The sequence below is a fragment of the Prochlorococcus marinus str. MIT 9313 genome, from assembly GCF_000011485.1.
In the GTDB taxonomy this organism is placed as follows: domain Bacteria; phylum Cyanobacteriota; class Cyanobacteriia; order PCC-6307; family Cyanobiaceae; genus Prochlorococcus; species Prochlorococcus marinus_D.
Genome location: NC_005071.1, coordinates 2,006,289 through 2,026,511, shown reverse-complemented (window position 1 = coordinate 2,026,511; position 20,223 = coordinate 2,006,289). Strand labels below are relative to the sequence as shown.

The 20,223-nt window shown below is 53.5% G+C and carries 18 protein-coding genes; 10 read left to right on the top strand and 8 right to left on the bottom strand.

The genetic code is table 11. The features are described from left to right. Positions 1-11: 11 nt before the first annotated feature. Positions 12-968, bottom strand: a complete 957-nt coding sequence (locus AKG35_RS10230; protein ID WP_157859878.1) for a hypothetical protein — start codon at positions 966-968, stop codon at positions 12-14. A gap of 21 nt (positions 969-989) precedes the next feature. On the opposite strand from AKG35_RS10230, the gene AKG35_RS13060 reads away from it, so the two are divergent. The 5 genes from AKG35_RS13060 (at position 990) to AKG35_RS10210 (ending at position 6,728) form a co-directional block, all read left to right on the top strand. After that, a complete protein-coding gene (locus AKG35_RS13060; RefSeq protein WP_157859877.1) occupies positions 990-1,289 on the top strand; it encodes a hypothetical protein in 300 nt (99 codons plus the stop codon). Positions 1,290-1,307: 18 nt separating this feature from the next. After that, positions 1,308-3,716 carry a UvrD-helicase domain-containing protein gene (locus AKG35_RS10225; RefSeq protein ID WP_011131283.1) on the top strand — a complete coding sequence of 803 codons (2,409 nt, stop codon included), beginning with the start codon at positions 1,308-1,310 and terminating at the stop codon, positions 3,714-3,716. A gap of 201 nt (positions 3,717-3,917) precedes the next feature. Continuing rightward, positions 3,918-4,517 carry a sulfotransferase gene (locus tag AKG35_RS10220; protein ID WP_011131282.1) on the top strand — a complete coding sequence of 200 codons (600 nt, stop codon included), beginning with the start codon at positions 3,918-3,920 and terminating at the stop codon, positions 4,515-4,517. 676 nt (positions 4,518-5,193) lie between these two features. Next, a complete protein-coding gene (locus tag AKG35_RS10215) occupies positions 5,194-5,907 on the top strand; it encodes a glycosyltransferase (RefSeq protein ID WP_011131281.1) in 714 nt (237 codons plus the stop codon). Between the two features lie 5 nt (positions 5,908-5,912). Further along, positions 5,913-6,728 carry a 3-deoxy-manno-octulosonate cytidylyltransferase family protein gene (locus tag AKG35_RS10210; RefSeq protein WP_011131280.1) on the top strand — a complete coding sequence of 272 codons (816 nt, stop codon included), beginning with the start codon at positions 5,913-5,915 and terminating at the stop codon, positions 6,726-6,728. Positions 6,729-6,842: 114 nt separating this feature from the next. On the opposite strand, the gene AKG35_RS10205 is transcribed toward AKG35_RS10210, so the two are convergent. From AKG35_RS10205 to AKG35_RS10195, 3 genes are all read right to left on the bottom strand, one after another. Beyond that, complete coding sequence (locus AKG35_RS10205) at positions 6,843-7,448, bottom strand: sulfotransferase family protein (protein ID WP_011131279.1); 606 nt, start codon at positions 7,446-7,448, stop codon at positions 6,843-6,845. 148 nt (positions 7,449-7,596) lie between these two features. Beyond that, positions 7,597-8,193 (bottom strand): KdsC family phosphatase, encoded by a 597-nt coding sequence (locus AKG35_RS10200; RefSeq protein ID WP_011131278.1) that lies wholly within the window; start codon positions 8,191-8,193, stop codon positions 7,597-7,599. Continuing rightward, positions 8,190-9,233 carry a KpsF/GutQ family sugar-phosphate isomerase gene (locus AKG35_RS10195; RefSeq protein ID WP_011131277.1) on the bottom strand — a complete coding sequence of 348 codons (1,044 nt, stop codon included), beginning with the start codon at positions 9,231-9,233 and terminating at the stop codon, positions 8,190-8,192. The genes AKG35_RS10200 and AKG35_RS10195 overlap by 4 nt, the downstream gene beginning before the upstream one ends. Between AKG35_RS10195 and AKG35_RS10190 the strand changes: the two genes are divergently transcribed. Then, a complete protein-coding gene (locus tag AKG35_RS10190) occupies positions 9,232-10,491 on the top strand; it encodes a CCA tRNA nucleotidyltransferase (protein ID WP_011131276.1) in 1,260 nt (419 codons plus the stop codon). The two genes, AKG35_RS10195 and AKG35_RS10190, sit on opposite strands and share 2 nt — an antisense overlap. 217 nt (positions 10,492-10,708) lie before the next feature. On the opposite strand, the gene selD is transcribed toward AKG35_RS10190, so the two are convergent. The 3 genes from selD to galE all read right to left on the bottom strand — a co-directional run bounded on the left by selD (position 10,709) and on the right by galE (position 15,416). Beyond that, positions 10,709-12,901 (bottom strand): selenide, water dikinase SelD, encoded by a 2,193-nt coding sequence (gene selD, locus AKG35_RS10185; protein ID WP_011131275.1) that lies wholly within the window; start codon positions 12,899-12,901, stop codon positions 10,709-10,711. 74 nt (positions 12,902-12,975) lie between these two features. Continuing rightward, positions 12,976-14,307, bottom strand: a complete 1,332-nt coding sequence (locus AKG35_RS10180) for a sugar transferase (RefSeq protein ID WP_011131274.1) — start codon at positions 14,305-14,307, stop codon at positions 12,976-12,978. 62 nt (positions 14,308-14,369) lie between these two features. Then, on the bottom strand, positions 14,370-15,416 hold the full coding sequence (gene galE / locus AKG35_RS10175) for a UDP-glucose 4-epimerase GalE (RefSeq protein ID WP_011131273.1): 1,047 nt from the start codon (positions 15,414-15,416) through the stop codon (positions 14,370-14,372). Positions 15,417-15,808: 392 nt separating this feature from the next. Between galE and AKG35_RS13055 the strand changes: the two genes are divergently transcribed. Next, a complete protein-coding gene (locus tag AKG35_RS13055; RefSeq protein ID WP_157859876.1) occupies positions 15,809-15,985 on the top strand; it encodes a hypothetical protein in 177 nt (58 codons plus the stop codon). Between the two features lie 66 nt (positions 15,986-16,051). On the opposite strand, the gene AKG35_RS13050 is transcribed toward AKG35_RS13055, so the two are convergent. Continuing rightward, positions 16,052-16,246, bottom strand: coding sequence for a hypothetical protein (locus AKG35_RS13050; protein ID WP_157859875.1), 195 nt, complete (start codon positions 16,244-16,246; stop codon positions 16,052-16,054). Between the two features lie 74 nt (positions 16,247-16,320). On the opposite strand from AKG35_RS13050, the gene hisS reads away from it, so the two are divergent. From hisS to AKG35_RS10160, 3 genes are all read left to right on the top strand, one after another. After that, positions 16,321-17,631 (top strand): histidine--tRNA ligase, encoded by a 1,311-nt coding sequence (hisS, locus tag AKG35_RS10170; RefSeq protein WP_011131271.1) that lies wholly within the window; start codon positions 16,321-16,323, stop codon positions 17,629-17,631. Positions 17,632-17,734: 103 nt separating this feature from the next. After that, positions 17,735-19,183, top strand: coding sequence for a nucleotide sugar dehydrogenase (locus tag AKG35_RS10165; RefSeq protein ID WP_011131270.1), 1,449 nt, complete (start codon positions 17,735-17,737; stop codon positions 19,181-19,183). Then, positions 19,180-20,202, top strand: a complete 1,023-nt coding sequence (locus AKG35_RS10160; protein WP_011131269.1) for an NAD-dependent epimerase — start codon at positions 19,180-19,182, stop codon at positions 20,200-20,202. Before AKG35_RS10165 ends, AKG35_RS10160 begins: the two co-directional genes overlap by 4 nt. Positions 20,203-20,223 lie beyond the last annotated feature (21 nt).

Below are 20,223 nucleotides of genomic sequence, written 5' to 3'. Positions count from 1 at the left end.
CTTTGACATTTCTATTTAACAGTTGTTTCGGAATCGGTTCGGACCAGGCTCATTGAAAGTGCAAGGCCGGTCAGTGCGGCTCCTACAAAGCTTCCTAGATAAGCGGGCGTTGTCAAATTGCAGAGTAAGACTGTCAACAGGCTTCCCATCCCTGCCTCGGACCAGGAGCAGTGCAGTCGGCATGGGTGTGTGATCGACTTCCTGTCCTCCGTGCGTTGACTCAAAAGACTGCGGATTAAAAGAGTTAGTAATAGTCCTATGGCAAGTAGACCCAATAGACCATGCTGTCCGATTAATTGGATTAGGCCGCTGTCTGCAGATTGATTGTTGCAGGCATTAACCATGTTTTCCAGGTTGTATCCAATGCCATGGACGATCTTTCCATTCCCTGCAAAAATAGAATTTTGAAGCCAGCATTGCCAGAAGCTCAGTCTGAGTTTTTCGCTGGCCATTCCTACTCCTATATCAGGCTGAATTGCAGTGGCCCAAATAGCGGCGGCGATCAACCCAGCCGTGGCTGAAGTAATCCATGTTTGTATGCGTCGAGCTGAGCGATTTGGAATGTAATCCTTGATGCAAATGGCGAATGCTGCCATGGCTGCGATTAGGGGCACTCCAGCTGCCATGCGTGAGCCTGTCTGTAGGCAAAGTCCATAACCGCTGATGCACCCCAGGGTATGAATTACCTTTGCGATTGGCTGACGATCTCTCCTTAAACCGTAAAAACAGAGAATTGTGGTGAGTGCAATAACGGATGCCAATGCATTTACTCTTCCAAATCCTAGTTCGAAAATTTGATTATTGACTGCGGTAAGCCAATTGTCGCTACTTCCAGCTGGGTATCCCGAAGAAGCAATCCAGATCAATTTTGTATTGATAAATAAGGCCGAGCAGCTGATCCAGCGCAGAAGGCGTGTCCAGTCGTCAATGAGATAAGTAGCTCCGACGCTAAGAGCGGCGACGATCAAGATGTAAAAGGAAGCACCTGGATGGTCGTCAAGCCGGATGATTGTTCTTGCCTGAAAAAAAACAAGGCTCGAGATCACAATCTGAAAGAGGTTCTGTTGTCGCCAATTCCTTTGATTCCGATCATGAAATATTTGTATGCAGCATCGAAGGCCGATCCAGGCGGTCAGCAGGCCCAGCGTCCATGCGTGGTGACTTCGTTCAAGTCCGAGAAAAAGACTGGCGGCGAAAAGAGCATCAACCGGCCTTGTTTCATGTGCGAACCGGATCAGGCGGTTGCGGTGCATTCCTTCCCTGTTTTGGTAATACCGAATTTAAGGTGAGCCCAAATCGGATGTTTGATGAGTTTCCTGGCTGGCCTCAATGACGCTCAGCGAAGGGCGGTGGATCATCACGAGGGCCCGTTGTTGTTGGTGGCCGGTGCGGGCAGCGGCAAAACGCGAGCTCTGACCCATCGCATCGCCCATCTCATCGGCGAACACGGAGCCGATCCGTCTCAGATCCTTGCGGTGACTTTCACCAACAAGGCGGCCCGGGAGATGAAGGAGCGTCTTGAGCTGTTGCTGGCTCAGCGTCTTGCGCAGAGTCAGTTTGGGCAGCCCTGGAGCACCCTGCCACCTGTGGAGCAGCGTCAGCTGCGCACCCGCATCTACCGCGAGGTGACCAAGGAGCTGTGGATCGGCACCTTCCATGCCCTGTTCGCGCGAATGTTGCGTTACGACATAGACAAGTTCAAAGACAAGGAGGGACTCACCTGGACGAAGCAGTTCTCGATTTACGACGAGGCCGATGCCCAGAGTTTGGTTAAGGAGATTGTGACTCAGGAGCTACAGCTCGATCCCAAGCGCTTTGAGCCTAAGAAGGTGCGCTGGGCGATTAGTAACGCCAAAAATCAAGGCTGGTTTCCTGATCAATTGGCAGCACAGGTCGATGGTCAGCGAGGCAAGCTCACGGTTGAGACGTATCGGCGTTATCGCAAGGCATTAGCGGCGAACAACGCTCTTGATTTTGACGACCTGCTGTTGTTGCCCGTCCAGTTACTTCAGCAGAACGAGCAGATACGACGTTATTGGCACAATCGTTTTCGACATGTGTTGGTTGATGAATACCAAGACACCAATCGCACTCAGTACGAGTTGATCAAGTTGTTGGTTACCGATGGTCGTGAACCTGAAACCTTTGAGGATTGGCAGGGCCGTTCAGTTTTTGTGGTCGGCGATGCAGATCAAAGCATCTACAGCTTCCGTGCGGCTGACTTCACGATCTTAATGGGCTTTCAGGACGACTTTGGCGACAAAGCATCAGACGATTCCACTCGCACCATGGTGAAGTTGGAGGAGAATTATCGCTCTACCTCAACAATTCTGGAGGCAGCTAATGCCTTGATCGCTAACAATACAGAGCGGATTGACAAGGTATTGCGAGCTACCCGTGGCGAGGGGGAGTTGATCACCCTTACTCGCTGTGACGATGAGATCGCAGAAGCTGAAGCTGTAGTGCATCGAATGCGCATGCTGGAAGCTGCTCATCCAGAATTTCGCTGGGGAGATGTGGCAGTGTTGTACCGCACCAATGCCCAGTCAAGGGCGATTGAGGAGTCGTTGGTGCGTTGGCGTATTCCTTACATTGTCGTGGGCGGATTACGTTTTTATGACAGGCGTGAAATCAAGGATGTTTTGGCCTATTTACGCTTATTGGTCAACCCCGCCGATACGGTGAGCCTGCTCAGAGTCATCAATGTGCCCAAGCGAGGCATTGGCAAGACCACCTTGCAGAGACTTGCTGATGCTGCCAATCAACTTGGGATTCCTTTGTGGGATGTGGTGAGTGATGCCGAAGCAGTGCGCTCACTAGGAGGCAGATCGGCGAAGGGGTTGTTGCAGTTCTGTGAATTGATCAATGACTTGCAATGCTCGAGTCAAGATCAGATTCCTTCGGAGATGATTCAGCAGGTGATGGAGAAGAGTGGCTATATCAGTGAGCTGATAACTGAAGCTACCGATGAGGCAGAGGAGAGGCGACGCAATTTGCAAGAACTTGTGAATGCTGCTTTGCAATACCAGGAAGAAAATGAAGAGAGCAATCTTGAGGGCTTTTTAGCCTCCGCTGCGTTGGCCAGCGATGCTGATAGCAAGGATACGGCTGCTGATCGGGTGACGTTAATGACCTTGCATAGCAGTAAGGGACTGGAGTTTCCCTTGGTCTTTCTGGTTGGTATGGAGCAGGGGCTTTTCCCTAGCTATCGCTCCCTTGATGATCAATCCTCTTTGGAGGAAGAACGACGCCTTTGCTATGTGGGGATGACACGTGCCAAAGAACGTTTGTTTTTGTCTCATGCCAGTGAGCGAAGACTTTGGGGTGGCATGCGACAGCCTGCTGTTCCCTCACTATTTCTTGCTGAGTTGCCCGAGGGTTTGGTGCAGGGTGATCTCCCTCAAATTGGTGGTGTGGCATTACGGCGTGAGCGACGGCTTGACCGTTTGACGCGGGTTGATCGCGCTGACAATCAAAGGATCAAAGTCGGTGGTGTGAGCGGAGCCCCTAGCAATGCAGTGCGGCGGCGGCAGGCTGGGCCTGCTCCAGGCAAGGCATGGGTCGTGGGCGACCGGGTCGTTCATTCCAGCTTTGGCGAAGGGGAGATTACCCATACCTTCGGCAGTGGCGAAAAAGTGTCGATTGCTGTCAAGTTTGCTGGTATGGGGCCAAAGATTCTTGATCCACGTTTGGCCCCGATTGAGCCTTTGGATTAGGCCATGAGGACATGGCATATAAAAACTGCTCTTGATCCGAGGCCTGGGCCATAGCTGCACCACCATTCTCGATTTGGCATTGGGGAGCCACCCACGCATGATCGGACTAGGAGAGGCTCTATGCATTTTGCGGACTCCTTCACCAGGTGAAGAGCAACGTGGTCCTGCTCGTCTTAGGGCTGAATTCCGTCATCAGCGTTTGTGTACTTGTGGCAGAACCGCGTGGAGCTGTCCGGTTTGGGGGCCTTTCTCGAATGGTTACCTGCACACGACCATTTCCCCCTTGTTGAAAAGTTGCAGCAGCTGCTTGCTGAAGTTGACCATCATGTCAAGCAGCAGGGGGATGCAATTGAGTGGATGGTGAAGTCCTATCAGGACGAAATGGTGTTGCCGTTTGTTGATGATCCGGCCCTTGAAATTCGTATTCTTTATCTCACCCGAGATGTACGTAGCTGGGCCCATTCCCGCTCCAGGGATGGTCGTCTCAAGAAGCATTGGCTACCTGGCCTGAAGCCGCTGCTGCGCTGGTGTCGGGTGAATGCTCGTCAGGACCGATTGCTGCAGGCCAGCGGTCGCCCGGTGTTTCGGCTCGGTTACGAGCAGTTGGCGCTTGACCCTGAGAGGAGTGTGCGGCGGCTCTGTGCCTGGCTGGAAATCCCTTTCGATGAGCAAAGGCTCCAGCCAACGCAACATTCCACGAGTCACATCCTTGCGGGCAACCAGATGAGTTTTGATGCCAACCGTGGGGCATCGATCCGTTGCAAGGGTGCTTGGATGGGGCACTCGTCGAGTTTGGTTTAGCTGGCCTTGCTGTTGCCATGGGTGAGGCAATTAAATCAGAGACTTGTGTATTCAAAAGATCATTAGTTGAATAACTAGAGTGGATCGATATGAAGATTCGAGCAAAATGAGCTGTTGGTTTTGTATTAATGATGTCGATAAATACTTCTGTTCTTGAGTTCAGGTTTAAATTGGTAGATTTGTCTGTATGGGCCCAAGTCGACATTGTACTTCTCGATTTTTTACTTGTGTCGATATCGAGGAAAAATCCCCTGACCTTGGAGAGTAGTGTTGGCCTTGGTTGATGCCTGAAATGATCGTATGAGTGCGATTGTCGACGTCGAACAGGACAATGCGATCATGATGTATTTGTGTCAGGTAGTGAGAGTGTTTAAATCAGGACTTTGAGAAAATGATATTAACCGGCTTCCCTTTTTTTCTAGTTTTTAGAGCGATGTGTTTCATTGCATCGTACGTGCCATACAAGAAGCGTTGCCATTCTCGAATGGAAGAAATGACTTTTAGATGCGCTTCCTTCTGCTCGCTGGTTGGGCTTCATTGTTTTTGTCACCATGCTCAAGTCATAGCCCTACGACGTTGAATTTTGTTGCGCCTGATTCGGCTTGGGTTTCTGCACCATTGAGTTGGTAAGATGAGAAAGGTCTACGCTCATTTTCATGAGCGAAACATTTGAGTCATGACCAAGCCGATACCGATTTATATCGGTTACGACCCGCGTGAAAGAGCTGCGACCAATGTTTTGATCGACAGCCTTTACCAGCACAGCTCGATGCCGCTGGCAATAACCCCTTTGGTCACTCCTCAGCTGGAAGGCCAGGGCTTGTTTCGGCGGGAGCGCGATCCGAAGCAAAGCACGGCATTTTCCTTCACGAGGTTTCTTGTGCCGAAGCTCATGGGTTATCAAGACTGGGCGATTTTTATGGACTGCGACATGCTCTGCCGTGGTGATATCGCGGAGCTATGGGCCCAGCGCGATGAACAGATGGCCGTGATGTGCGTTAAGCATGAGCATGAGCCAGGAGAAACGAAGAAATTCTTGGGTGAGGTTCAGAGCCCCTACCCGAAAAAGAACTGGAGCTCGCTAATGATGCTGAATTGCAGTCGTTGCACCGCTCTAACCGTCGATTATGTGAGTACGGCCACGGGGCTTGATTTGCATCGTTTCCACTGGCTTGCTGGTGATCATGAGATTGGAGCCATTGAGGGTGGGCTTTGGAACCACTTGGTTGGTGTTCAGGAGGATCCTGAGCTTTCAGTTGGGCAGTCACGACCCCAGTTACTGCATTGGACTTTGGGTGGACCATGGTTCCGCGAACAGCGCACGATGGGTGGTGCCTTGGCGGCTGAATGGTTTAGTGCTCGTGATGATGCGATGAAGCTATGGGATTAATGCCGATGGGAGTTCAACGCAGTGTCGTGGCCGTGCCTGCAAGGCTTGAATCATCGCGATTGCCCAATAAGGTTCTGGCAGATATCGGCGGGATGCCAATGCTGCAGCGTGTTCTTGAGCGCTGCAGTCAGGCTCATGGGCCAAATGCAGTTGTCCTTTGCACGGATAGTGATCGATTGAAAGAGATGGCGGAAGACTGGGGTTTCTCGGTGTTGATGACTTCGGCTTCATGCAATTCAGGTAGCGAAAGGATTGCTTCGGTTGCCGATCATTTGGTTGCCATGGCCTGGGATGAGCAAGCTGATGGTTGGGATCAGCAGCAGCAGCAACAGCGGTTGGCTATGACTGCAGTGATCAATGTGCAAGGAGATCAGCCGTTCTTGGACCCTGCGGTGGTGACGACAATGGCGATGGAGTTCGAGCAGAGAGAGATTGTTCCAGCTGTGATAACTCCGGTTTACCGACTCAAGCCCGAGACCATTCATAACCCCAATGTGGTTAAGACCTTATTGGCTATTGACGGCCGAGCACTTTATTTTTCTCGCTCGGCGATTCCGCATGTGCGCGATGTGGACCCTTTGGATTGGCATCGCCATGCCACCTACTGGGGGCATGTGGGGATGTATGGCTTTCGAGGAGATGTGTTGGCCTGCTGGTCAGGTATGCCGCCTTCGCCTTTGGAAGCTCTTGAACGTCTAGAGCAATTGCGATTGATTGAAGCTGGTCATACGATTTCTACCTTTGCAGTTGAGGGGACATCCCTTTCAGTGGATACGGTTGAGCAGTTGGAAGAAGCAAGGGAATGTGCCTTGAAATCTTGACATTGAAGTCAGGGTGAATGGCATTTATTGCTCTCTGCTCCAAGTTGCAGATGTTGACCATATTGATTCAATATTGACATTCGGCAATTGATTTTTGACTGCGTAGCAGATAGGCTATTGCCACAGCCCTAGCTGCTCTATAATATCTTCTGGTATGAGAGTATTTGTAGCACTTACATTGATCTTTTGTCCCAAGCGTGGCTCTTTGTAGTTAATGTCTAGGAATTTGCATAGGTTCGCGTAAGTTTTCTGTGTGAACAATGTTTCGTAGAAGCTGATGAAGCAGTTTTCGTGACCAAAGGCTTCGTCTAGGGCGCCCAAAGTCTGTGCGTAATTACTGCGAATCGAGACTCGTTTTGGCAGTTTGTTAACAAGAGACCGAAGGGCTTCTATCTCTTGCGATGGGTCTTTTTGTCCGCGTTTACGCAGTTTCATGCGTTGGCTGGAAATCACTTGTTCAATGGGGTCACGCATCAGAAAAACCGGTCGAACAGGAATCCCACGTTGCGTAAATTCACGTTTGATTGTCATCAGGGTATTGGCGCTTAGGCATGAATAGGAGGGGGTAATGTCTCCGGTTAGGTTGATATGAGGTTGTCTGAGCAGATTGTAAAAGTAGTCGTAATAGCGCCCAGTATCCTTAAAGAAGCGTTTGCGACGCCAAGTGCGTGGCTTGAGCCATGAACCTTGTTGTTGTCTGTAGCGGACTAGCTTTTGCACAGTGAATGCATCGTGGATGTGATCTTCCTTGCAGAAGCCAAAATTTGCATCGGCTCTGTTATGTAGCTGTAGATGGAGTCACGACGTGCCGGCTTTTTGCGCGCCAACCCCGAGAAGGAAGACCCCTTGTTGTGTCGTCGAGTTTGTTTTAGTCATTGCGCTCCTTCCAGCCTTTCTTGCGCAGTTGATGCCATTGACCACGGGCTTTTAGTAGGCGTTCTGCGAGTTCTCGCACGGCACCATGCCCCCCACGGCGCTGGAGTACGGCATCGGCTTGAGATCGGAGGGGACGACAGGCATCCGCAGGGGCTAGCAAAAGCTTGACCAGAGGGCGCACGATGAGGTCATTGAGGTCATCGCCGACAAATGCGGTGTTTAATTGCGACAGGTTGAGCTGTTGCTGCAGTTCTGCGAGTGCGGCGGTTTTGTCTTTGATGCCAACGAAACAGTGCTGAATGCCGAGCTGCTTGGCGCGCGCCTCGGTCGCTCCTCCTTTGCCACCACTCAGCAAGGCTAGTGTCAGGCCTTCTTGTTGGAGCAGTCGTAGTCCCAGTCCATCGCGCACATCAAATCGCTTTTGCAGTTCGCCGTGAGCATCAAGCCATAGCCCACCATCGGTAAGGACTCCATCAACATCCATCACCAGTAGATCGATGGAAGCTAATGCCTTCCACTGCAGTCGCCATTGCAGCTCTCGGTTCCAGTAACGGGGGTGGGTTCGAGAGATCAGGGTAGTGCCGCTCATGTCAGCCCTGCTTGAATCAGATCATGAAGCCGTAGTAGTCCGAGCAACAGATTGCCTGAGCTGTCAGGGCCTACGACGGGCAGTACTGAGATGGGTTTGCGACGGTTGCATTCCATTTGTTTGATCGCTTCGACTGCGAGCAGATCAGCGTCCACGGTGATTGGATCGGCTGTCATCAGTTCTGCAGCACTGAGGCTGGCCCAATTCTCGGCACTGTGATCACGCAGGGCGCGGCGTAGATCACCATCGGTAATGAGGCCCAGCAGCAGTCCGGCGGTGGAGGGGTCTTCCACCCAGCCACTACCAATACCATCTTGGGTCAGCTTGCAGATCACTTCTTGCAGACTGGTGTTGGGTTGTAGTGGCTGGACCTTTTCAACTGGCACCATTAGGTCCGAAGCGGTGAGGGTGAGCTGTTTGCCGAGCGAACCGGCTGGGTGGTTGAACGCGAAGTCTGCAGGTGAGATGTTGCGACGTTCCATCCATATCGCAGCAAGGGCATCACCGATCGCCATGGCCACCGCTGTGCTGGCGGTGGGGGCAAGATTCAACGGACACACTTCTCGATCAACACTTGCTTCAAGCACCACGTCACTACCGCGTGCAAGCGATGAGTCGGGCTTCCCAACCAGAGCGATGCGAGCGGTGCCACGTCGTTTGAGGTGGGGAAGCACTTCTAACAGTTCAGCAGTCTCACCGCTGTTGGAGAGCAGTAGGCAGACGTCCTCTTGGGCGACCACTCCCAGATCGCCATGCATTGCATCGAGGGGGTTTAGGTAAAGGGCCATTAGGCCGATAGAGGAAAAGGTGGCAGCGATTTTGCGTGCAACAATGCCGCTTTTGCCTACGCCGGTGATCACCAATTTGGCGCGTTGATCACTACAGCGTTCAAGCAAGACCAATGCCTTTTCTACTTGGCTGCTGCTCAGTCGTTCGGCAGCGACGGCGATGGCGGCAGCCTCTTCCTGCAGGCAGCGGGTGAGGGCAGACAAACTGTAAGTTCGTGATGATGCGGTAATTCTCCTGCATACCACCGCCATGGAGAGTCTGGTGAAGCCAGAGCCTGGATTCGATGGACCAGGTTTGCCAATGGGTTTGTTGGCGGTACTGCAGCAAGTTGCGTCAGAGGTTGGGATTAAACGACTTGCCTTGGTGGGTGGTGCGGTTCGAGATGGCCTGTTGCATCGGGTTCATTTTGATCCCTGGCGAGGTTTGCCTGATCTTGATCTGGTGGTGGAGGGTTCAGCGGTGGTTTTAGCTAAGGCGCTTCGCCGTCATTTAGGGCCAGAGCAGTTGCCGCAGCTGCGTGTGCATGGGGCTTACGGAACGGTGGAACTTGTGGTTGATGGGGTCTTGCTTGATTTAGCCACTGCTCGGCAAGAAACCTATGCATCTCCTGGACAAAACCCGCAGGTCACGGAGGGTCATCTCGAAGAAGACTTAGCCCGAAGGGACTTCACGGTGAATGCCATGGCTTTGGAGTTGCCAGGGATGACCTTGTTGGATCCCCATGATGGCTGGGCGGCTTTAGCCATGCGACAGCTGGTTTTTTTACATTCAAACAGTGTCGCGGATGATCCGACGCGAGTCGTGCGAGGGGCCCGTTATGCGGCCCGGCTTGGTTTTGTTTTGGCGCCTGAGGCTCTTGCTCAGGTGCGCTCCACTCTTCAATCCTGGCCTTGGGCGTGGCATCCTGGCGAAGCGCCGAAGCTGGCACCGCCAGCTCTTTCCACGCGCTTGCGGATGGAGCTGGAGTTGTTATTGGAAAGGGAGCCTTGGCAGAAGGCAGTGGCTCATTTGCAGGACTGGGGAGCTCTGGTGTTACTTGATGAGGGCCTTCAGGCTGATCAAAACTGGCATCGTCGAATGCGCTGGGCCTGGCGTTTGGAGCTGCCGTTGCTGACAGCATTGGTGGCCGGAGCTGCGGATCCTCTGGCTATGGCAGAACGCTTGCAGTTGCCACAATTGCAGCAAAGGTTGTTGGCTGAAGCGGCCGAATTGCAGATTTTGTTGGCTTCGCTAGAGGTCGCTGAGAGTTTGTCGACGTGGTCACCCGCTCGCTGGTGCGAAACCCTGGAGGGCAATGGTTGGCAGCCAGAGGCGGTTGCTCTTTGCGTTTGCTTGGGTGTACCGATGTGGCGACCCTTGCTGCGTTGGTGGGGGCGTTGGCGGCAGGTGAAGTCTCCTGTATCGGCACAGGCTTTGATTGATCAGGGCTGGCGACCAGGTCCGGCTTTGGGGGCCGAATTACAGCGGCTCAGGCTGGAGCTGATCGATCAGCAGGTGGCGTTGAGGTGATGTTGTTCTGGTGGCGCTTTGGGCTGGGAGTAGTGGTCCTGACCAATCAATGCGTTGTCGGCTTAAGCCCCCCTGTTCAAGAGAGCTGAACAAGGTGGGTATACATGTCGGGAGGATGGCCCACAGATTGATTACAAGCGTGTGTTGCGTTGCACGTTGAGGACTTTCACTGTCGGTGACTCTCATTATCCAACTTCACTTGAATGAGCAGCAACCACTACATCGGCTGAACCTGACCGATGCGTTGCCAAGGCCCATCCCTTAGAAGTTCTGAGGCGATCTTGGTTGAACAGGCCAGGAGTAATGGGCCACAGGTTTGTGGATCCACCATGAGTTCGAGCAGTGCCTGGTGGTGTTCACTGCCTGGTGTTACATCGTTCAGTGCGATTTCGATCGGCGCGGCTTCGCCATTGATGCTTGGATTGAGCAAGTGCCAGTTGCGGCGATTGGCTGGGGCCAGGGTGCTCGAATAGCCAGCTTTGAGTAGCAGTAGAGCACCCTGCAGGGAGGGAATGGCGGCGGCTTCGAGGATGAGACGTAGAGGTTGTAGCCCTGCTCTATGGCGTTGGTGATTGCTTGCACTAAGCATTTCTCCGAGATGGCCCAGTAGTCCGAAGCCGGTGATGTCGGTACATGCATGAATGGTTTGCATTCCTTTATGCCTTTCTTCAAGGCTGCGCAGCGCTGCCAGGAGGTTGTGCTGGCTGATTGTCATCTGCGCAAGTGCAGCGTCGAGATCCTCTGGGTGAGCTTTTCCTGCCATGGCTGCAGCAAAGATCACTCCGCTGCCTATGGGGCGGCTGAGCAGGAGGACATCTCCCGATTGCAGCTTACCTTTGCTCCAAGGCACACGTCCAGAAGCCACCTTGCCGTTAACGCTAAGGGTGAGCTGGATCCCAAGATTGATTGGTTTGGGCGGAATGCTGCGGGCTTCGAGGGTATGCCCTCCAATTAATTTGGCGCCTTGCGGTTCGAGGGTTGATTGGATTCCTTTGAGCGTTTGGACCAACAACTCTTGTTGAAGTTCAGAGGACACCTTGGGCAGAGTGATGACAGCCTGTGCAGAGATCACATGCGCACCACTGGCCCAAAGATCTGAGCAGGCATGCAGTGTGGTTAAGCGACCATTAAGCCAGGGGTCGCTGATCAGTGCAGGGAAACCATCGACACTTTGCAGCAAGCTGTCGCCTGATGATGTGCTGGCAATCAAGGCAGCGTCCTCAGGTTGTTGCCCAAGAGCTCCTAGGCCTGCCTGCTTTAGGGCATCGTTTAACGGCTTCTCAGCCAATTTGGCTGCGCAACCTCGGCAAGCCATGCTCTCCTGTCGCTTGAGAACTCCGCTCATGCTTGGGAGTTCGTTAAAGCTGCCCATGAAGCGCCGATCGATAGCTTCTTTCCAGTACCAAAGCCAGGGATGGGGCCCGATGATCAGGTCGCCCCAAAAAGCCCAGGCGGTGAACCTCCCTGAGGTCAGCTGACTTCCCAGTATTTGCAAGGCAAGCTGTTGTGGCTGCCATGGACGGGTGGGTTGTCTACGGCTGAGTCGCTCTAGGTTTTGGGCAAGGGGCTTTGCGGCTTGCACGGCCCATACCCCTGCGGCTGGCCGCTGGGCCTTATCAATCACCGCACAGTCGCCGACGGCGAAGCAGTGGGGATGGTTGATGACTTGAAGTGTCTTAGTGGTGCGAACACGTCCAAAGGGATCCACGGGAAAGCCACTGGTAGCAAGCCAAGCGGGGGCTTGGCTGCCAGTGCAGAGCAGGGCGGGGCCACTCAAAGGGGTTCCGCTTGGTACTACTACGATTGCGGCCCTGGAGAGGGCTTGTTTTAGAGCTGGTCTGGGTTGCCCATGATGCGCCTGCAGATTTAAAGGGCGCTTGGGCCAGCGTTGACGAAGGGCGAGCGCCACTTCTACTCCCGCCAGGCCAGCCCCGATCACCGTCAGGGGCGTGGAATCATTGAGCAACCTCTGACTGTCTTGCTGTTCAAGCCATGCCAGGGCAGGCTCCAAAGGCTTGATTGGCATTGCCAGTGCCGCCTGGCTTCGTTCAAGGTAAGGGTCCTTGTTGAAGGTTTCGGCGCCCACATCGAAACTAATTCGTTGGAAATGTATGGGGGGACGCTTGGCGAGGAGCAGGCGATTGTGGTGGGTTTCCACTGCTGTGATTTCGGCAATGATGAGTGCTACGCCAGCTCGGTCGGTGAGGCGACGGAGGTCGATTGCGATTTCACTGTGTCTGTAATGACCGGCTATGAGACCAGGCACCATGCCGGAGTAGAGGGTGGTGCTGTGGCGGTTGATCAGGGTGATCAGTCCTGCAGGTCGGAGTTGGGGACGCATGGCCCAGCGACGCAGTATCAGGGCATGGCTATGTCCCCCCCCGGCCAGAACGAGGTGATCAGCCGTCATGGTTTATCAGCGCAGCATGGAGTTGAGGCTTGGCATTGCGTTGGCAGTTGACCGTATTGCCTGTGGCGAGATGTTCAACGACCACCCACCTTGAGCACCGTTTTAATTGTGCGTAGCAGGATCATGAGATCTAGCCAGCTACTGAAGTATTTGAGGTAATAGAGGTCGTAAGAGAGTTTGAGCTCTGAATCCTCCACACTTGCTGCATAGGGTGCGCATACCTGGGCCCAGCCGCTTAATCCCGGGCGCATCCAGTGGCGCTTGCGGTAGTGGGGAATGCTTTCTTCCAGTTCATGCTCTATTTCAGGACGTTCAGGTCGCGGTCCAATCAGGCTCATGTCACCACGCAGCACGTTGATGAGCTGAGGGAGTTCATCGAGGCGCGAGCGCCGCAGCCAGTTGCCTATTCGGGTGATGCGTGGGTCGCCCGGAATTGTCCAGCTGATGGGTGCATCAGGTGGTACCACTTTCATCGTGCGGAGCTTCAGAACCATGAATGGCTTGCCTAACCAGCCGCTGCGTTCCTGGATGTAAAAGATCGGACCGCGATCTTCTAACCAGATCAGTAGGGCCGCTGGCAGCAGCAATAGCGGTGTTGTCACCGCCAATAGCAGCATTGCCAATACCACATCTGCTACTCGCTTGAGTTGGCGTTGAGGGCTGAACAACATGCTCCAGGGAATTTCGGCATAGCTCAGCCAGGCTTCGGGCAGCAGCTTTGGAGGCAGTCGTTCGAGTTGTCGCTCTGCAAGGGCAAGAGGTGTTGTCAGGTTGCATTCGCGGGGGTCGCGTTGCTCCAATCTTTCCAGTAATTTTTTGTAATCAGCGTGCTGCCTCAGGTTGGGTGATACAGCTATTACTAATGGCCCTTGTTGTTTTGCTACCTCTGCAGCAGGTAGCCATTTCGGCATGAGTCGTGTGGGTGTTTTTCGCCAGGCTTGAAGGGTTTGATCTGCTTCCGTTTTGGAGGATAGAAGGATCAGCTTGGGCTCTTCAGCCTGAAGTCTCCCCTTGCGCAGACTGACTCGCACCAGGAGTGACCACAGTGTTGTTGGTAGCAGCCATGACATCTGGGTGCTGCGGTGCACCAGCCAGATGTCTAGTGGTGGATTGATCACCCAGCGCAGGATCGCCACCAGCATCAATGTGGTCAGTAGGCAAAGCCCAAGGCGTTGGATCAGTGTCCAGCGGGGCAGACGGTGCCAGTTCAGCAGGGTGTATGTGCCCAATAGCCAGCCCAGTAGTAAATAGGCCGTGATTGTTGTCACCATCCAGCCAAGCTGTCCCGTTAGCGGTTGTGACCAGATGCTTGATAATCCAGCCAGGATTCCCACTAGGCCAATCAGATCTAGGCCTACACAAGTCAGTAAGTTGCGGCGAGGATTGCGCCAGGACAAGGGCATCACAGCGACTTGGTGACCCTAGGTCTGGCCTGGCTATGTGTTGGTCTTGGTGAATAACAATGGTTTCATTGTTGTTTCTGGCTGTAGCCCTGTGGATTGGCCTTCTGCCAATTCCAACTGTCGCGGCACATGTCTGACAGGCTGCGCTGCGTGTACCATCCCAACCGCTCGGCGGCCAGTCTTGGATCTGCGACGCTACATGCGGCATCTCCAGCGCGGCGCTGGTTAATGCTGTATGGAACGGGTTGGCCGCTTGCCTTTTCAAAGGCCTGCACGACTTCCAACACCGAGTGGCCTTTGCCACTGCCGAGATTAAGAGTGAGGAGTTGCGGTTCCTCTCGTTGCAGGACCTCCAGTGCAGCTCGGTGTCCCTCAGCTAAGTCCATCACATGGATGTAGTCGCGCACACCACTCCCATCGGGTGTAGGCCAATCGGCTCCAAATACTTGGAGTTCTGCTCGCCGGCCTACTGCTACTTGGCTCACAAAAGGGAAAAGGTTGTTGGGTATTCCCTTGGGATCTTCGCCGATGCAGCCGCTGGAGTGGGCTCCAACTGGATTGAAATAGCGCAATCGGGCAATGCGCCAACCAGGTTCGCTGCAGGCCAGGTCATCTAGTAACTGCTCCACCGCTGCCTTGCTTTGACCATATGGATTGATCGGTTGCACCCTAGTCGTTTCAGGGATTGGGATTTGCTCGGGATAGCCATAGAGCGTTGCACTACTGCTGAAAACAATCGTGCGGCAGTTATGTCGTTGCATGGCTTCCAGTAGGCAGCGGCTGCCAGCCACATTCACATCCCAGTATTTCAGTGGCAACTGAACTGATTCATGAACTGCCTTGAGCCCCGCGAAGTGCACCACAGCTGCAATGCCGTTTTCCATTGAGTTGAAAGCGCGATCTAGATCGTTGCTATTGCGGATATCGCCCTCCAATACGAGCATTCGCTCTTGAGCGGCCACTCCAGCAAGTTCGGCTACCCTTTTTGAGGCAATAGCTGAGCTATTGGAAAAGTTGTCGAGTATCACCAGCCTGTGGCCGGCTTCCAAAAGCACCAGGCAGGTGTGACTGCCAATGAACCCGGCACCACCCGTGATCAACAACTCGGCCATCGCAAATTAAATGACTTAGGCAGTCAGGCTAGGAGCTGTAACTGTTCCATTTCATAAGACTCTTGAAATGATCAGTTGATCAGATGAGCCATTGCAGAGTCTGCAGGGCATCGTCGACCCCCTTTCGTTGTGACAGTGAGCTGTCCATCAATGTTCAGAACCTTAGTCGTCAAGGCAGCAGCTCAACCCTGAACTCCATCCAAGACTTCGAAGGCTTCGGGACCTCGCTGAAGTCATGACCTGAAACTTGGCTGAGCTGGTGTGCGAGCGAATCAATCCTTCTCTATCGATGAATGAACAAACTCTTGCCTAGCGATGCTCAATTGCAGCGCCGGTCAGATATTGATTTGGTATTTCCACATTTCGTTGGCAGCATCAAATAAACCAGATTGATGGCTTCGAGCCACCATCGCCTACTTCCGAGAGCTTTTCTACTCGTGATCAGCTATTTGCGCATCAATCGTTTGCCTCTGGGATTGAGCCTCATTCAATTGCTTGTTGGCGTGGTAATTCTCTGGTGCTTTTTTAGGCCCACATTGGTACCGCAATGGCCAGGACTCCGCCAGTGATGAATACAGCAGCAGAGGCCACCACCATCAGTCAGTTGTTGAGATCAGTTAACGCATCATTGTCTATCAGGATTCTTCTTGTGAGCGGTACTTTCCATAGGAGTCCTGCTCAGGGCTTTTTGGGCGTAAGGGGCTCAAGGTGGTGCCATTCCCTGTTGATTTCAAGGCTTGCTGGGCTTGGGCAGATCGCTTGTGGCTTGATCCGTTGTGGTGGTTGCCAGCGACCGGCATCCTCGCCAATAGGTCAGGGGCATTGCGCAACTTGTTTGGTTGCCTCGTTTATTGAGCTTGGTGATCACTGGCCCGGCAGACTGCCTACTGGTTGTTGGTGAAGAGTGACTCAGCTGCAGAGCCTGCGAGGAATGGTGGATCTATTACCGGAACAGACGAGGTGCTGGCAGGCGGTAGAAAGCGTTGCGCGAGATCACTTCCGCAGAGCAGGATTGCAGGAAATTCGTACGCCTCTTTTGGAAGTGACTGAACTCTTCGCACGTGGCATTGGTGAAGCTACGGATGTTGTTGGAAAGGAGATGTATACCTTTGTTGATCGGGGTGATCGATCCTGCACCCTTCGGCCGGAGGGAACCGCTTCTGTTGTGCGTGCTGCTCTACAGCACGGCTTGTTGAGTCAGGGGCCACAGCGTTTTTGGTATGGCGGTCCAATGTTTCGCTATGAGCGACCTCAGGCTGGTCGGCAACGACAGTTTTACCAGATTGGTGTGGAGTATCTCGGGGTTGGCAGTCCTCGTAGTGATGCTGAGGTCATTGCATTGGCCTGGGCACTTCTGGTCGACTTGGGCGTGCAAGGTCTTGTTCTGGAGATCAATAGCCTCGGCACCCTTCAGGATCGACAGAAGTATCGAGAGGAGCTTGTGGCGTGGCTAGAAGCCCGCAGTGAAGAGCTTGATGACGATTCACGCAAGCGTTTGTATACCAACCCACTGCGTATCCTTGATAGTAAACACCCTGCAATAAAGGAATTGTTGCAGGATGCTCCCACGCTTTTTGAGGCGCTCAGCGTGGAGAGTAAGGCCCGCTTTGAGGAGGTTCAGGTCGACTTGGAGGCTCTCCAGATCCCTTTCCAACTCAATCCTCGTCTTGTGCGCGGCCTTGACTACTACGGCCATACCGCTTTTGAGATCACTAGCGATCAGCTTGGGGCCCAGGCCACAGTCTGTGGAGGAGGACGATATGACGGGTTGGTTGAGCAGTTAGGGGGGGCGCCCACTCCCGCTTTTGGTTGGGCTTTTGGTATGGAGCGGTTGATGCTTTTGCTGGAGGCTGCGGCGAGTATTAATCCAAGTGGATCAGCTGCTCGCTTAAGGGCTTCCACGAGGCCGGATCTTTATGTGGTGAATCGGGGAGAGCAGGCGGAACGAGTCGCCCTGGTCATTGCCCATCAGCTACGGGCTGCGGGGCTCGTGGTGGAGCTGGATAGTTCTGGAGCTGCCTTTAATAAGCAGTTCAAGCGTGCCGGTCGCAGTAGGGCTACCTGGGCCTTGGTGATTGGTGATGATGAGGCCGAGCGGGGCGAGGGACGCCTTAAGTATTTGCAGGAGGCAAAAACTCAAGCCAATCCGACTCCTATCGATAAACTCCATCGACTCGACGATGTCACTGGTCTTGTTTGTTTGGTTCGAGAATGACTTCGTATAACTTTCTTCCCAGGCGGAGGTTCCACTTAATTTTTTGCCATGACTGAGCAGGTCTCTCCCCTCATCTTTTGTTGAACTCGCTGTTTACAACGCTATGGCTGCCTTTCCGATCCGCAACATCTGTTGCATTGGTGCGGGTTATGTAGGCGGTCCGACTATGGCGGTGATTGCCGATCGCTGTCCACAGATACAGGTGACCGTGGTGGACCTCAATGAGGCCCGCATTGAAGCTTGGAATGACCTTGATCTCAGCAAACTGCCTGTGTATGAGCCTGGGTTGGATGCGGTGGTCGAGCGGGCTCGCGGGCGCAATCTCACTTTCTCTACGCATGTGGACGCTGCGATTGCTGCTGCTGACATGGTGTTCATTTCGGTGAATACACCAACCAAAACAAAAGGGCTGGGGGCGGGTCAGGCCAGTGATCTGCGTTGGGTGGAAGCTTGCGCTCGTCAGGTTGCTCAATCTGCGCAGGGTCACACGATTGTGGTTGAGAAGAGCACGCTGCCAGTGCGAACCGCTGAAGTTGTGCGTTCGATTCTTGAGGCAGCTCAGCGGCAGGCGGTTGATGGAGAGCTACCGATCAGTTTTTCTGTGTTGTCCAACCCGGAGTTCCTTGCCGAGGGCACGGCGATTCGTGATTTGGAGTCGCCGGACCGTGTGTTGATCGGTGGTGAAAACCCCGTTGCCATTCAGTCTTTGGCAGAGATTTATGGCCATTGGGTGCCAGTTGAGAAAATTCTGCTTACAAATCTTTGGAGCAGTGAGCTCTCCAAGCTCACCGCCAATGCGTTTCTTGCTCAGCGCATCAGTTCCATTAACTCAGTGGCGGCTCTTTGCGAACGCACTGGTGCGGATGTGCGTGAGGTGGCGCGCGCTATTGGAAGCGATACTCGCATTGGCTCCAAGTTCCTTCAAGCTGGGCCTGGGTTTGGTGGGAGTTGTTTTCAGAAAGACATCCTCAATCTGGTTTATCTTTGTCGTCATTTTGGTTTGCCGGATGTGGCGGACTATTGGGAAAATGTGGTAGCTCTCAATACTTGGCAGCAGCACCGCATTTCTCGTTTGGTGGTTCAAAAGCTTTTTGGAACGGTTACAGGTAAGCGGCTGGCACTGCTCGGCTTTGCTTTTAAGGCAGACACCAACGACACTCGAGAAGCGCCGGCGATTCGTATTGCACATGATCTGCTGGAGGAGGGTGCTCAGCTGGCTATTTATGATCCGAAGGTGGATCCGCAACAGATTGCGTTTGATTTGCAGCTGTCGGCTAGTTCCCCGCCAGATGTCCAGGCAGGCCCTACCCGTGCCGCCCTTAGCGGTGAAGGAACCTGGTGGTCCGGCACTAGCGTTGCCGATACAGTCGCTGGTGCTGATGCTGCGCTGATCCTGACTGAGTGGCATGAGTTTAGACAGCTTGATTGGGTCACCTTGGCCCCTTTGATGCGTCAACCTGCCTGGGTGTTTGATGCTCGCGCTGTTGTCGATCCAGAAGTTGTGAAATCGTCAGGTTTGATGCTTTGGCGAGTTGGAGATGGTGCTGTATGAGTCGATGCGTTGTTGTTACCGGTGCTGCAGGATTCATTGGTGCTGCCCTCGTTCAGAGGCTGTTAGCCCAGGGTGACCGTGTCATTGGCATTGACAACCTGAATGACTACTACGATCCGTCTTTGAAGCGGGCACGACTTGCTCAGGTTGAAGCGGCTTCCCTTAAAGCGTCTTGGACTTTTTATCCAATAGCCTTGGAAGATGGTGCAGCTATAGAGGAACTGTTTAAGGCTGAGAAGCCTGAGGTGGTCGTTAATTTGGCGGCTCAGGCAGGGGTTCGCTACTCATTGGAGAATCCGGCGGCCTACATTCAGGCCAATTTGGTGGGCTTCGGTCATATCCTTGAGGGATGTCGGCATCATGGAGTGCAGCACTTGGTGTATGCCTCCAGTAGCTCGGTATATGGTGGCAATCGCAACTTGCCTTTTCACGAGCAACAGCCTGTGAATCACCCGGTGAGTCTCTATGCAGCCACCAAGAAGGCCAACGAATTGATGGCTCACACCTATAGCCATTTGTATGGCTTGCCTGCTACAGGATTGCGCTTTTTTACTGTGTACGGACCTTGGGGCCGCCCGGACATGGCTCCGATGCTCTTCGCCAAGGCGATTCTTGCCGGCGAGCCCATCAAGGTGTTCAATTACGGCAAGATGCAGCGTGATTTCACTTATATCGACGATATCGTTGAAGGGCTACTTCGGTGTTGCGACAAGCCTGCTACCGCAAATTTAGGCTTCGATCCGCGGAACCCTGATCCAGCCACCGCTGCTGTGCCCCACCGTCTTTTCAATATTGGTAATAGCCAGCCCATTGAGTTGATGCATTTTATTGAGTTCTTGGAGAACTCTCTCGGGAGGGAAGCGGTGAAGGACTTCCAGCCGATGCAACCTGGTGATGTGATGGCCACCGCTGCTGATACATCTGCTCTTGAGGCCTGGGTGGATTTTCGGCCGTCGACCCCAATCGCAGAGGGGGTGGAGTGCTTTTCTCAGTGGTATCGAAGCTTTTATGAGGTTTGATCGATAGCTTGATATGCATGT

What these genes read in the sequence shown, in the direction of transcription:
- AKG35_RS13060 (WP_157859877.1), top strand. Translation starts at nt 990, where the DNA reads ATGGTCGTCAAGCCGGATGATTGTTCTTGCCTGAAAAAAAACAAGGCT.
- AKG35_RS10225 (WP_011131283.1), top strand. Translation starts at nt 1,308, where the DNA reads ATGAGTTTCCTGGCTGGCCTCAATGACGCTCAGCGAAGGGCGGTGGAT.
- AKG35_RS10215 (WP_011131281.1), top strand. Translation starts at nt 5,194, where the DNA reads ATGACCAAGCCGATACCGATTTATATCGGTTACGACCCGCGTGAAAGA.
- AKG35_RS10210 (WP_011131280.1), top strand. Translation starts at nt 5,913, where the DNA reads ATGGGAGTTCAACGCAGTGTCGTGGCCGTGCCTGCAAGGCTTGAATCA.
- AKG35_RS10200 (WP_011131278.1), bottom strand. Translation starts at nt 8,193, where the DNA reads ATGAGCGGCACTACCCTGATCTCTCGAACCCACCCCCGTTACTGGAAC.
- AKG35_RS10190 (WP_011131276.1), top strand. Translation starts at nt 9,232, where the DNA reads ATGGAGAGTCTGGTGAAGCCAGAGCCTGGATTCGATGGACCAGGTTTG.
- AKG35_RS10195 (WP_011131277.1), bottom strand. Translation starts at nt 9,233, where the DNA reads ATGGCGGTGGTATGCAGGAGAATTACCGCATCATCACGAACTTACAGT.
- selD (WP_011131275.1), bottom strand. Translation starts at nt 12,901, where the DNA reads ATGACGGCTGATCACCTCGTTCTGGCCGGGGGGGGACATAGCCATGCC.
- galE (WP_011131273.1), bottom strand. Translation starts at nt 15,416, where the DNA reads ATGGCCGAGTTGTTGATCACGGGTGGTGCCGGGTTCATTGGCAGTCAC.
- AKG35_RS13055 (WP_157859876.1), top strand. Translation starts at nt 15,809, where the DNA reads ATGGCTTCGAGCCACCATCGCCTACTTCCGAGAGCTTTTCTACTCGTG.
- AKG35_RS10165 (WP_011131270.1), top strand. Translation starts at nt 17,735, where the DNA reads ATGGCTGCCTTTCCGATCCGCAACATCTGTTGCATTGGTGCGGGTTAT.
- AKG35_RS10160 (WP_011131269.1), top strand. Translation starts at nt 19,180, where the DNA reads ATGAGTCGATGCGTTGTTGTTACCGGTGCTGCAGGATTCATTGGTGCT.